This is a genomic window from Streptomyces longisporoflavus, from assembly GCF_014649775.1.
GTDB classification, from domain to species: domain Bacteria; phylum Actinomycetota; class Actinomycetes; order Streptomycetales; family Streptomycetaceae; genus Streptomyces; species Streptomyces longisporoflavus.
Genome location: NZ_BMTR01000015.1, coordinates 50,815 through 63,452, shown reverse-complemented (window position 1 = coordinate 63,452; position 12,638 = coordinate 50,815). Strand labels below are relative to the sequence as shown.

Genomic DNA, 12,638 nt, shown 5'->3' with positions numbered 1-12,638 from the left:
TGACAGAGTCAAATATATTGAACTACGGTGTGGTGCACTTAATGGTTCACCACACTGTACTGCGAGGAATTCCGATGACAGCACTGTTCGCGCTGGCCACCAGCCTGCTGTACGGCCTGGCCGACTTCGGCGGCGGACTGCTGACCCGACGCATCCCCGCTCTCACCGTGGTCGTCGCCTCGCAGACCATCGCCGTGGTCGTCCTCGGCGTGATCGTGGTCGCCACGGGCGGCTGGACGGAGTGGGGGCCGCAGCTCTGGTTCGCGGTGGCGGCGGGTCTCCTCGGCCCGGTGGCGATGCTCGCCTTCTACAAGGCGCTGGCCATCGGCCCGATGAGCGTCGTCTCACCGCTCGCCTCCGTGGGCGTCGTCGTACCGGTGGCGGTCGGCCTCTTCCTCGGCGAGCGGCCGGGCGTCCCGCAGTTCGCCGGGCTCACCGTCGCCATCGTGGGCATCGTGCTCGCGGGCGGCCCCGAACTGCGCGGCGCCCCCGTGCAGCGGCAGGCGATCCTGCTCACCCTCCTCGCGGCCTTCGGTTTCGGCGCTGTGCTCGCCCTCATCGCCGAGGCGTCGAGCAACCTCACCGGCCTGTTCCTCGCCCTGTTCGTGCAGCGCGTGACGAACGTCGCCGCGGGCGGCACCGCGCTGTTCGTCTCGGTGAAGCGCGGCGGCGCCGCGCTCCCGGAGGGCACGGGCCTGCGCTTGATCTGGGCGGCCCTCCCGGCGCTCGCCTTCGTGGGCCTCGCGGACGTCGCGGCCAACGGCACGTATTCGATCGCCGCCCAGAACGGCCCGATCACCCTGGCCGCGGTGCTCTCCTCGACGTACCCGGTGATCACGGCACTGGCGGCACGGGCGGTACTGAAGGAACGCCTGCGCGGGGTACAGGCGGCGGGAGCGGGCCTGGCTCTGGTGGGCACGGTATTGCTGGCGAGCTGAACAGTTCCTCGCAAGAGGGCGCGGGGAACTGCGCCCGAAGGGGCGCGGGGAACTGCGCCCGAAGGGGCGCGGGGAACTGCGCCCGAAGGGGCGCGGGGAACTGCGCCCGAAGGGGCGCGGGGAACTGCGCCCGAAGGGGCGCGGGGAACTGCGCCCGAAGGGGCGCGGGGAACTGCGCGACCAGCCACAGGGCACCCGCAGACGGCAGAAGACGCGGCTACCCCTCCAACTCCCCCAGCGCAAGCAACTGCTCCGGCGTGACCCCGTCAGGAATAGGCACCGGCGCGGGCGTCCGCAGCGGCGGCTGCCACCCCGCCTCCGCGTCCCAGCGGCGGACGACCCGGGCAGGCGCCCCGGCCACCACGGCGTGGTCGGGGACGTCACCGCGGACGACCGCACCCGCGGCCACCACGACATTCCGCCCGATCCGCGCCCCCGGCAGGATCACCGCGTTCGTGCCGATCCAGCAGCCGGGACCGATCTCGACGGGCTCCATCCGCGGCCACTGCTTGCCGATGGGCACATGCGGATCGTCGTACGAGTGGTTGGTGGACGTCACGTACACCGTGGGCCCGAAGTAGCAGTCGTCGCCTATCGTCACCGTCGTGTCGGCGATGACATGGCTGCCGCGACCGAGCACGACGCCGTTGCCGATCCGCAGGATCGGGTCGGGGCCGAGGTCGAGGTCGGGCATCATCCCGGCGGTGAGCGTGACCTGCTCGCCGATGATGCAGTGGTCGCCGATGCGGATCCACGGCTCACCGAAGACGGTCCCCTGCGGGAAGGCCAGCTTGGTCCCCTCGCCGAGCGCGCCGAACCGCAGCCGCCCCGGCCGCTGCGCGGTGACGGCGCCCGTCCGCTGCACCCACGCCCAGCTCGCGTGGACGGCGCGCTGGGTCGCGCGGCGCCGCCAGGCGGCGACCGCGGATGAGAACGTGTTCCTGTTCTTCGGCACGCGCTCACGTTACTCAGCCCCGCGCGGCCCGGTGAGTCCGCAACCCTGTGATCTTCACCCCACGGGGCGGCGGACCCACCCCGTCCCGTACGGTTCCGCCAGGCGCGAGACACGTACGAATGGAGAGATCCGATGGGCCACGAGGCACTCATCACCGGGTTCGGCGGCAAGAACCCGAAGATCGATCAGGACGCCTTCACCGCGCCCACCTCGGTCATCATCGGCGAGGTGACGCTGCACGCCGGTGCGAGCACCTGGTACGGGGCGGTGCTCCGCGCCGACGGCGGGCCGATCGTCGTCGGCGCCGACAGCAACATCCAGGACAACTGCAGCCTCCACGTCGACCTCGGCTTCCCGATGAAGATCGGCGAGCGGGTCTCGGTCGGCCACAACGCCGTCCTGCACGGCTGCACCGTCGAGGACGACTGCCTGATCGGCATGGGCGCGACGGTCCTCAACGGCGCGGTGATCGGCGCCGGTTCGCTGGTCGCGGCGCAGGCGCTCGTACCGCAGGGGATGGTCGTGCCCCCCGGCTCACTCGTGGCGGGCGTGCCGGCCAAGGTGCGCAGGCCGCTCACGGACGAGGAGCGCGCGGGCGTCACGCTCAACGGCACGATGTACGTCGAACTGGCCAAGGCCCACCGGGACGCCCACGCCGGGTGAGGTTTCAGTCGGCGGCCGGAACGGGCACCGGCTCGGCCGCCGGCTCCGGGCGGTTCCCCGCTTCGCGCGCCGCCGCCGACTTCTTGGCGCGGCGCTTGACGAGCAGCATCGAGCCGACGCCGATCAGGACGGCGATGGCCAGACCGAAGTACGAGAACCGCTTGAGCCAGTCCTCGGCGACGACACCGATGTAGTAGATGACGGCGGTGGTGCCGCCCGCCCACACGATGCCGCCCAGGACGTTGGCGATCAGGAACTTCCAGTACGGCATGCGCAGGACGCCCGCGAGCGGCCCGGCGAAGATCCGCAGCAGGGCGACGAAGCGGCCGAAGAAGACCGCCCACATGCCCCACTTCTGGAACGACTGCTCGGCGCTGCCGACGTTCGCGGCGCTGAAGTGCTTGGGGAACTTCCGTTCCAGCCAGGCGAGGAGCGGCCGGCCGCCCTTGCGTCCGATCGCGTACCCGATGGAGTCGCCGATGATGGCGCCTGCCGTGGCGCAGATCCCGAGGATGACGGGGTTGAGCTCGCCGTGCTGGGAGGAGAGCAGCGCGGCCGAGACGAGGACGATCTCACCCGGCAGCGGGATGCCCAGGCTCTCCAGACCGATGATCACGCCCACCAGCGCGTAGATACTGACGGCCGGTACGGTCTCCAGCCATTCCTGGACGTGCAACGCCGGTTCCTCCTGTGCTGATGGTGCGTGTACCCGGCGTGCGCGATCCCCCCGGAGCGCGCACGCCGGGCAGCCTACCCGCTCACCCGGCGTCGGCCGGGGCGGAGTCCTCGCGGTCCCACAGGTCACACTGGTGCTCACGGGCCACGGTGGCGCTCAGCTCGTTGCCGCCCGCGGAGGCGGTGCGCAGCGAGAGCACGCGGCCGGGCTGTGTCCGCTGGTCGGGGGCGGTGGGCTGGCCCTCCGCGCGCGGCGCGCCGCCGTGGACGAAGGAGCCCCAGTACTGGACCATCTGCCGCGCCAGGGCCTTCTGTTCGGCGTTGAGCGGTGTCGGGAGACCGAAGTGCTTGAAGAGGTACTGCACTTCGTTGACGTGGGTCGCCCCGAAGTCGAACGTCTTGCCCGCCTCGCGGATCGAGGCGAAGGGCGGCGAGGTGCGGTCGGCGAACTCGTAGGCGTAGACGGGGCCGCGGCCCGCGAGCGCCCTGTCCATGCGCAGCGCCGTACAGGCGAACATCCGGTCGCCCTGGGCGGCGGCGTACGCGTGCGTGGGCGTGGCGTGCCCGGACACCGGATAGCGCTTGAGGACCTTGGCGCCAAGATCGGCGCCGTACGCCCGCGTGAGGGCGGCCGGGTACTGCTCCTCGGTGAGGGGCTTGCCCTGCGCGTCGAACTGTCCGTAGGCGAAGAGCCGTCCTTCGTCGCTGTTCGCGCCGTTCAGGACCGGCACGCGGGAGGCGCTCCCGTTCTTGTACGCCTGCTCCGGCTGGACCGGCAGGAAGTCGCCGCCCGCCACCGGGCCCCAGTCGAACCCGGCCTGCGCCGCGAGGATCTCCTCGGCAGGCTTCTTCCGCAGACAGGCGAGGGCGGTCGCCGGGTCGGGGCAGCCCGCCTTCTCGGCGAAGGCGGCTCCCTGCGTGAGGGCGTCCTTGCGCTCGCGGGCCGCGCAGTCGCCGTAGGCACCGCTCTGCACGATGCCCGCGCGGTAGAGGCCCTTGGCGGTGGGCGAGGCGAGCTGGGTACAGACCGAACGACCGCCCGCCGACTCGCCCGCGATGGTCACGCGCCGCCGGTCGCCGCCGAACGAGTCGATGTTGGCGCGCACCCAGCGCAGGGCGGCCTGCTGGTCGAGCATGCCGTAGTTGCCGGAGACACCGTCGGACGCCTCCGGGTCGAGCCCGTCCCCGGCGAGGAACCCCATCGCTCCGAGGCGGTAGTTGACGGTCACGACCACGGTGCCGGTACGCCGGGCGAAGGAGTCGGGCACGATGTCCTCCCCCGCGCCCGCGGTGAGCCCGCCGCCGTGCAGCCAGACCAGGACGGGGCGCTGCTCGCGCTGCCCCTCGGGCGTGTAGACGTTGAGGTCGAGGCAGTCCTCCGTGTGACTGGGGTTCTCGTAGCCGGGGTCCCAACTGGCGCTCTGCACGCAGCGGTTGCCGAACGAGGTCGCGCCGCGGACACCCTGCCAGGGCTTGACCGGCCGCGGCTCCTTCCAGCGGAGGTCGCCGACGGGCCGGCGCGCGTAGGGGATGCCGAGGAACTGTCGCCCCTCGGCCGTGGACTCCCCGCGCACCCAGCCCGCGTCCGTACGCACGAGCGTGCCCTTGCCGGGGGCGGCCTGCGCGGGGTGCGGGGTGAGCAGGGCCGCGGCGGCGGCCATGACGACGAGGGCGGACGCCATGCGCCTCGCCCTTCCCGCATGTGCCGCTCTTGCCGCTCTTTTCGTGGTTGCCGTGGCTGCCGTGGTTCTCCTGCGTCTCATGCGGCGACTCCCTGGATGACGTCGACACCTGGCGGCGGAAAACTATGACCGTCACTGACTCGTGTCAATAAGGTGAACGAAAGACGGCGCCTCGCCGGTCGGGACCCCCGTGGCCCGGCCGACGTGGCGCCGCCGTGTTCAACGAACGTACGGAAGTGAACGCCCGTACGCGACTCAGTTATTGGGGCGCAGCGTCCAGACGACCGTCATCTCGCCGGTCACGGCGCCGTCCTCGCGCTGGATCGCGATCGCCACCGGGAACTCGGGCCGCTGCCCCGCGTCCAGCTCGGCCACGACCTCGGAGGCCGGGCGGCCCAGGGTCGCGGTGGCGGTCACCGGCCCCATGGCGAGCTTCTTGTACGCGATGTCGGCGCTCACGGCGAGGGGTACGGCCCGCGAGAGCTGCTCCCCGAACGCGGCGAGCACGATCGCGCCGCTGGCCGACTCCCCCAGCGTGAACATGGCTCCGGCGTGCGGCCCGCCGACGTGGTTGTGGTACTCGGCCTGGTCGGGCAGGGCGACCACCGCCTTGTCGGGCGTGGTCTCACGGAACTCGAGGTTCAGGGTCCGGGCCATCGGCACGGTGGCGGCGAGCATCTCGCCTATCGACATCTGGTCAGCGCTCATGGCGCGATGTTACCCACGAGTAGCGTTCTTTGGCCAGGAGTCCCCGGACGTAGATCGCGATCGCCTATCGTTGCTGCCCATGTGGCCAGGAGAGCAGCAGCCCGGGGGCGGGCCGGACCAGCCGAATCCGTACCGGCAGCCGGGATACCAGCAGCCCGCGCCCTGGAACGCTCCCACTGTCCCCGGCGGCGCGGCAGGGGCCCGCGGGGCGACGGGGGCGGCAACCGGACCAAGGTCATCGCCGTCGTCGCCGCGGCCGCAGTCGTAGTGGGCGCCGGTGTGACGGGGTTCCTGGTCCTGGGCGGTGACAAGGAGGACGACGCGAAGCCGGGTCCCGCGCGATCCTCCGCGTCCGAGCCGACGAGACCGGCCGAGTCCGGTGGCACCGAACGCGGCGTGGACGGCGGGCCGAAGCCGACGATCGCCGGCTGGCAGACGGTCGTGAACGCCGAGCGCGGCATCGCCTTCGACGCGCCCCCTCAGTGGGAGCTCAAGTCGCAGGACTGGGTGGACGCCGTCGGGGAGGCCGACGACGAGGACAGCATCCTGATCGCGATGATGGCGCCCGCCGTGTTCAAGAAGCAGTGGTGCACGAGCGATCCCGACCGGGACGGCGTCAAGGACCACACGCCGCTCGCCGAGGCCGGCAGCAAGGGCAACCGCGACGCGAAGAGCACCGAGGAGATCGCCAGGGAGAACTCGGCGACGTGGGTGTACGGCCAGTACTCCCAGCCCGACCGGCAGAACATCAAGACCAGCGCGGTGGAGTCCTACACCACCAAGTCGGGCATCCGGGGCAGCGTGGCCACGTCCTCGGTCTCCGGCGTCGCCAAGGACGACAAGTGCGACTCGGACGGCAAGGCCACCACCTTCGGATTCAAGGACTCCGAGGGGAAGTTCGTCTCGTGGTCGTTCTTCGGCGCCAAGGGCGTGAGCGGGGAAGTCCCGGACGCGACGGTGAAGAAGATGCTCAGCACGGTGCGCGAATACGACAACGGGTCCCCATCCTGAGCGACCGCCCCGCCGCAGGCCCCACCACAGGCCCTGCCACCAGGGGCTGCCGCGCTGCCCCGGTGTCCTGACCCCGTATCGTTTCCCGCCATGTGGCCAGGACAGCAGCCGCCCGGGGGCGAGCAGAACCCGCAGGACCAGAATCCCAATCCGTACAAGGAGCCGGGGTACCAGCAGCCGGGGTACCAGCAGCCGAACCCGTACAAGCAGCCGGGATACCAGCAGCCCAATCCCTATCAGCAGCAGGGGCCGGGGCAGCCGGGCCGGCCGCAGGGGCAGTGGAGCGCGCCGACCGCGCCGATGGGGGTGACGCCGCAGCCCGGCGGTGACGGGGGCGGCGGCAACGGCAACAAGACGAAGCTCGTCGCCATTGTCGCGGCGACGGCGGTCGTGGTGGCCGCCGGTGTCACCGGGTTCCTGGTGCTCGGCGGTGACAAGGACGACGAGGCGAACGACAAGCCTTCCAAGGCTCCGACCAAGTCGGCGTCCCAGAAGCCCGGTTCGGACGTCTCCACGGACGACGGCGGTACCGAGCGCGGCACGAACAAGGGCCCGAAGCCGGTGGTCAAGGGCTGGCAGGTCGTGGTGAACCCCAAGTGGGGCACCGCCTTCGACGTCCCGGCCGACTGGGAGGTGCAGACGCCCGACACCTTCATCGGCTTCGAGGACGCCAAGAAGGGTGACGGCACCACCCTCATCGGCATGTCCGCACCGGCGGTCTACAAGTCGAAGTGGTGCTCGTCCGACGACGACAAGGACGGCACGAAGGACGACACCTCCCTCGGCGCCGTCGGCACCAAGGGCGCGAACGGCGCGAAGAGCACCGACGAGGTCGCGGTCAACCAGGTGCCGTGGTGGGTCTTCGGCGGCTACACGCAACCGGACAAGAAGAGCCTCACCTTCACCAAGAAGGCGGAGCCGTTCACCACGAAGACCGGCGTCAAGGGCAGCATCGCGCGCGCCCATTCGACGAACACGCCGCAGAACGGCAAGTGCGACTCGGACGGCAAGGCGATCACCTTCGGCTTCAAGAACTCCGACGGTGAGTACGTGGCCTGGAGCCTCTACGGCGCCAAGGGCGTCAAGGACGAGATCCCGGAGGCCACCGTCATGAAGATCCTCAATACGGTGCGTCTGCACGGGGACCCCACGGAGTCCTGACACGTTTCCTCCGCCGGTGGGGCTTGTGAACCGATGTGCCGCTGTCCCCGCGGGGCCGGCGATGACATCAGGCCACGAGCCCCTCTATGGTTACTGCCCATGTGGCCAGGACAGCAGCCGCCCGGGGGCGAGCAGAACCCGCAGGACCAGAATCCCAATCCGTACCAGCAGCCGGGGTACCAGCAGCCGAACCCGTACCAGCAGCCGGGGTACCAGCAGCAACCGCAGCCGGGTGTCTACTCGCAGCCGGAGCAGCCGCAGTGGGCCGCGCCCACTCCGCCGCCGGTGCCGCCCCAGCAGGGCGGCGGGGGCGGGGACGGAAACAAGACGAAGATCACCGCGATCGTCGCGGCGCTCGCCGTCCTGGCGGCCGCCGGTGTCACGGGGTTCCTGGTGCTCGGCGGCGACAAGGACGACGAGGCGAACGGCAAGCCGGGGAAGTCCCCGGCCAAGTCCGCCTCCTCGAAGCCAAGCCCCACCGAGACCGACGAAGGCGGCACCGAGCGCGGTACGGGCAAGGGCCCGAAGGCGACGATCAAGGGCTGGCAGGTCGTGGTGAACCCCAAGTGGGGCACCGCCTTCGACGTCCCGGCCGACTGGGAGGTCGACACCCCGGACACCTTCATCGGCTTCGAGGACGAAGAGAAGGGTGACGGCAGCGTGCTCATCGGCATGTCCGCGCCCGCGCACTACAAGTCCAAGTGGTGCTCCTCGGACGACGACAAGGACGGCACGAAGGACGACACCGCCCTCGGCGCGGTCGGCACGAAGGGCCAGAACGGCGCCAAGAACACCAAGGACGTCGCGCGCAACGACTCCGCGTGGTGGGTCTTCGGCGGGTACACGGGCCAGAAGAAGGCCGACAAGAAGAGGATCAAGATCGGCAAGGTGGAGTCGTACACCACCACGTCGGGCGTCAAGGGCAGCGTCGCCACCTCCACGACGTCCGGAGTCGTCAAGGAGGACAAGTGCGACTCGGACGGCAAGGCCACGACGTTCGCGTTCAAGAACGCCGACGGTGAGTACGTCGCGTGGTCGCTCTACGGCGCCAAGGGCGTCAAGGACGAGATCCCCGACGCGACCGTGAAGAAGATCCTCAGCACGGTGCGGCTGCACGGCGACCCCGAGGAATCCTGAGCCGCTGACGGGGTCCTGCCCCATGAAGAATCGGTTTGGCAAGTCGGTGTCGCGGCGGCGATAGTCCCCTGGTGACCACTCCCGCCGCCGTGCGCCGTCCCTCCTGGGCAGGCCGCAACTACAGCCTGCTGACCGCCGCCGCGGTCGTGACCAATCTGGGCAGTGCCGGTGCCCTGATCGCGGCGGCGTTCGCCGTGCTCGACTCCGGCGGTGACGGCGGGGACGTGGGTCTGGTGGCCGCCGCGCGCACGCTGCCGCTCGTGCTGTTCCTGCTCATCGGCGGCGCCGTCGCCGACCGGCTGCCGCGCCACCACGTGATGGTCGCGGCCAACGCGCTCAACTGCGCCTCGCAGGCCGTCTTCGCGGTGCTCGTCATCTCCGGCACGCCCCCGCTGTGGTCGATGATGCTGCTCACCGCGCTCGGCGGCACCGGTCAGGCGTTCTTCGGCCCGGCCGCCGAGGGCATGCTCCTTTCGACCGTCAGCGGCGAACAGGCGCGGCGCGCCTTCGCGCTCTACCGCATGGCGATGCAGGGTGCGGGGCTCGGCGGGGCGGCGCTCGGCGGTCTGCTGGTCGCCGCGATCGGCCCCGGATGGGTACTCGCCGTGGACGCGGCGGCGTTCGCGGTGGCCGGAGCACTGCGGTCGTTCCTGGACGTAAGCCATATACCGGCACGCAAGCCGGGCGGCGGGCTGCTCTCCGATCTGCGGGACGGCTGGCGGGAGTTCATCGGCCGGCCGTGGCTGTGGGCGATCGTCGCGCAGTTCTCGGTGGTGGTCGCGGTGGTCGGCGCGGCCGAGGCGGTCTTCGGGCCACTGGTCGCGCGGGACGAACTGGGGGGCGCGGGACCGTGGGGTCTGGCCCTCGGCGCGTTCGGCGCGGGCACGGTCGGCGGCGCGTTTTTGATGATGCGCTGGAAGCCGCGGCGGCTGCTGCTCGCGGGCACCCTGTGCGTCTTCCCGCTCGCCGCGCCGTCGGCAGCGCTCGCGGTGCCGTTGCCGGTGTGGGGTCTGGCCGCGGTGATGTTCGTCAGCGGCGTCGCGATCGAGGTGTTCGGCGTCTCCTGGATGACGACGATGCATCAGGAGATACCCGAGGAGAAACTGTCGCGGGTCGCCGCGTACGACTGGTTCGGCTCGATCGCGATGGTCCCGCTCGCCACGGCCCTCGCGGGTCCCGCGGAGCTCGCCTTCGGGCGTTCGGCCTCGCTGTGGGGCTGCGCGGTCCTGGTGGTCGTGGTGACGGCGCTCGTGCTGCTCGTCCCCGACGTGCGCAATCTGACGCGGCGCACCGCGTCGAAGGAGATCACCGGGGACACCGCCCGGGCGGACGCTCTCCCGGTCACGCCCCCGGTCACGCCCCCGGTCACACCCGCGGTCACACCCGCGGCCTCAGCCGATGCCGAAGGCCCCGTCGGGCGGCTCGGGTGACGCCACCGCGTCCTCGTCCCGCACCGGCCGCGCGTCACCGATGAACAGGCGCAGCGCCGCACCGTACTCGACACGCGCCGGGAAGACGTCGGCCGCCGCACGTCGGGCGAGAGCCTCGACCTCGATCGCGTCGTGCGAGGCGACGAGCACCGCGTTGCCGAAGCGCCGCCCGCGCAGCACGGTCGGCTCGGCGATCAGCGCGACCTGCCCGAACACCTCGGCGAAGGTGGCGAGCTGAGAGCGCAGGAAGCCGAAGGGCGCCCCGTCGGCGAGGTTCGCCGCGTAGATCCCGCCCGCGCGCAGGACACGCTCCGCGGCGCGCGCGTAGGCCGCCGAGGTCAGATGGGCGGGCACCCGCGAGCCGCCGAACACGTCGGCGACCAGGACATCGGCGCTGTCGGGCGCCGCCGCTTCGAGCCACTGCCGGGCGTCCGCGCCGTGCACGGTGATCCCGCAGTCCGCGGGCAACGGCAGCCGTTCGGTGACCAGGTCGAGGAGCCCGCGGTCCGCCTCCACCACGTCCTGCCGGGAGCCGGGCCGGGTGGCGGCGACATAGCGGGGCAGGGTGAGCGCGCCGCCGCCGAGGTGGATCACGTCCAAGGGGCGCTCGGGGTCGTCCGAGGTGTCGAGGACGTGGGCGAGCCGTTGCGCGTACTCGAACTCCAGGTGGGTGGGCGCGTCCAGATCGACGTACGACTGGGGCGCCCCGTCGACCGTCAGCAGCCAGGCGCGGGGCCGGTCCACGTCCGGCATCAGCTTGGCGGTGCCGTGGTCGACGTCCTTGATGACGGCTATCGCCTCGTCCGGTTGTTCGTCCTCAGTCACCGCTCCATTGTGCCCGCCCGGCTCGGGGGTGGGTCCCCCGAGTCGGGCGGGCATCGCGGCCGTCAGCCGACCTCGGTCACCGTGCCCGCGCCGACGGTGCGCCCGCCCTCGCGGATCGCGAAGCCGAGCCCCGTCTCCAGCGGCATGGCACGGCCGAGCTCGACCGTCACGGTGACGGTGTCGCCGGGCCGGGCGACGGCGGCCGCACCGAGGTCGACGTCGCCGACGACGTCCGCGGTGCGGAGGTAGAACTGCGGCCGGTAGCCGGTCGCGATGGGCGTCGACCGGCCGCCCTCCTTGGTCGAGAGGACGTACACCTGCGCGGTGAAGCGGCGGCTCGGACTGACGCTCCCCGGCTCAGCGACGACATGCCCGCGCCGTACGGCGTCGCGTGGCACCCCGCGCAACAGCAGCGCCACGTTGTCGCCGGCCTGCGCGGACTCCATGGGCTTGCCGAAGGTCTCCAGACCGGTGACGACGGTCTCCGTCTCCGCTCCGAACACCTCCACCCGGTCGCCGACCCGCACCGTGCCGCGCTCGACGGCCCCGGTGACGACGGTCCCGCGTCCGGTGATGGTGAGCACGTTCTCCACCGGAAGCAGAAAGGGCGCGTCGACATACCGCTCGGGCATGGGCACATAGGTGTCCACCGCGTCGAGCAGCGCCTCGATGGCGGCGGCCCACCGCGGGTCGCCCTCCAGCGCCTTCAGCCCCGAGACCCGTACGACCGGGACGGTGTCGCCCCCGTACCCGTGCGCGGAGAGCAGTTCGCGCACCTCGAGCTCGACGAGGTCCGTGAGCTCCTCGTCACCGGCGTCGGCCTTGTTGAGCGCGACGACGATGTGGTCGACGCCGACCTGCCGGGCGAGCAGGACGTGTTCGGCGGTCTGCGGCATGATCCCCTCCAGCGCGGAGACGACGAGGATCGCTCCGTCGAGCTGCGCGGCGCCGGTGACCATGTTCTTGACGTAGTCGGCGTGGCCCGGCATGTCCACGTGGGCGTAGTGACGGGTGTCGGTCTCGTACTCGACGTGCGCGATGTTGATGGTGATGCCGCGCTGCGCCTCCTCGGGGGCGCGGTCGATGCGGTCGAAGGGCACGAACGCGCCGGTGCCGCGCTCGCTGAGGACCTTGGTGATGGCGGCCGTCAGGGTGGTCTTGCCGTGGTCGACGTGGCCCATCGTGCCGATGTTGAGGTGCGGCTTGGTGCGGACGTATGCCGTCTTGGACATGGCGGTTCCTTCTCCGGAACTCGAAGCTGAAGTCCCGCGCGCACGTCATCGCGTGCGCGCTCGGGACGGGGACCCCGGGGCCGGACCGACCCTCCCCCTATGGGGTCCGCCGGAGTGTCCGGGGAGGGTCAGCGTCGGGCGCCGTCGACGGGGAATGCGGCGCAGAGGAGGACGGCAGCCTTCGCGACGCCCGCGACTGCGGGCGTGTCTGCGTGAAAGGC

General features: G+C 71.4%; 12 protein-coding genes. 6 read left to right on the top strand and 6 right to left on the bottom strand.

The features are described from left to right. Positions 1–74 precede the first annotated feature (74 nt). Positions 75–938, top strand: a complete 864-nt coding sequence (locus IE226_RS28165) for a DMT family transporter (protein WP_190084211.1) — start codon at positions 75–77, stop codon at positions 936–938. Between the two features lie 217 nt (positions 939–1,155). Here IE226_RS28165 and IE226_RS28160 read toward each other — a convergent pair whose 3' ends face one another. After that, the gene (locus IE226_RS28160) at positions 1,156–1,893 is read right to left on the bottom strand and encodes an acyltransferase (protein WP_190084210.1); all 738 of its coding nucleotides are present in this window, start codon (positions 1,891–1,893) and stop codon (positions 1,156–1,158) included. A gap of 132 nt (positions 1,894–2,025) precedes the next feature. Here IE226_RS28160 and IE226_RS28155 point away from each other — a divergent pair, with 132 nt between their 5' ends. After that, complete coding sequence (locus IE226_RS28155; protein ID WP_190084209.1) at positions 2,026–2,556, top strand: gamma carbonic anhydrase family protein; 531 nt, start codon at positions 2,026–2,028, stop codon at positions 2,554–2,556. Between the two features lie 4 nt (positions 2,557–2,560). Here the strand turns inward: IE226_RS28155 and IE226_RS28150 are convergent, their stop codons facing one another. From IE226_RS28150 to IE226_RS28140, 3 genes are all read right to left on the bottom strand, one after another. After that, positions 2,561–3,232, bottom strand: coding sequence for a DedA family protein (locus IE226_RS28150; RefSeq protein WP_190084208.1), 672 nt, complete (start codon positions 3,230–3,232; stop codon positions 2,561–2,563). Between the two features lie 82 nt (positions 3,233–3,314). Further along, complete coding sequence (locus IE226_RS28145) at positions 3,315–4,913, bottom strand: carboxylesterase/lipase family protein (RefSeq protein WP_190084207.1); 1,599 nt, start codon at positions 4,911–4,913, stop codon at positions 3,315–3,317. A gap of 255 nt (positions 4,914–5,168) precedes the next feature. After that, positions 5,169–5,621 (bottom strand): DUF4442 domain-containing protein, encoded by a 453-nt coding sequence (locus IE226_RS28140; protein ID WP_229871583.1) that lies wholly within the window; start codon positions 5,619–5,621, stop codon positions 5,169–5,171. Between the two features lie 81 nt (positions 5,622–5,702). On the opposite strand from IE226_RS28140, the gene IE226_RS28135 reads away from it, so the two are divergent. The 4 genes from IE226_RS28135 (at position 5,703) to IE226_RS28120 (ending at position 10,360) form a co-directional block, all read left to right on the top strand. Next, the gene (locus tag IE226_RS28135; RefSeq protein ID WP_308429552.1) at positions 5,703–6,632 is read left to right on the top strand and encodes a DUF8017 domain-containing protein; all 930 of its coding nucleotides are present in this window, start codon (positions 5,703–5,705) and stop codon (positions 6,630–6,632) included. 90 nt (positions 6,633–6,722) lie between these two features. Continuing rightward, a complete protein-coding gene (locus tag IE226_RS28130; RefSeq protein ID WP_190084206.1) occupies positions 6,723–7,793 on the top strand; it encodes a DUF8017 domain-containing protein in 1,071 nt (356 codons plus the stop codon). A 99-nt stretch (positions 7,794–7,892) separates the two neighbouring features. Continuing rightward, the gene (locus tag IE226_RS28125; RefSeq protein WP_190084205.1) at positions 7,893–8,930 is read left to right on the top strand and encodes a DUF8017 domain-containing protein; all 1,038 of its coding nucleotides are present in this window, start codon (positions 7,893–7,895) and stop codon (positions 8,928–8,930) included. A 68-nt stretch (positions 8,931–8,998) separates the two neighbouring features. Then, positions 8,999–10,360: an MFS transporter gene (locus IE226_RS28120; RefSeq protein WP_229871595.1), complete on the top strand. Its 1,362-nt coding sequence runs from the start codon at positions 8,999–9,001 to the stop codon at positions 10,358–10,360. Here IE226_RS28120 and IE226_RS28115 read toward each other — a convergent pair. Together IE226_RS28115 and tuf are read right to left on the bottom strand one after the other, a co-directional pair. Continuing rightward, positions 10,322–11,113: a spermidine synthase gene (locus IE226_RS28115; RefSeq protein WP_229871594.1), complete on the bottom strand. Its 792-nt coding sequence runs from the start codon at positions 11,111–11,113 to the stop codon at positions 10,322–10,324. The genes IE226_RS28120 and IE226_RS28115 overlap by 39 nt on opposite strands. 134 nt (positions 11,114–11,247) lie before the next feature. Beyond that, positions 11,248–12,417, bottom strand: a complete 1,170-nt coding sequence (tuf, locus tag IE226_RS28110; RefSeq protein WP_190084202.1) for an elongation factor Tu — start codon at positions 12,415–12,417, stop codon at positions 11,248–11,250. Positions 12,418–12,638 lie beyond the last annotated feature (221 nt).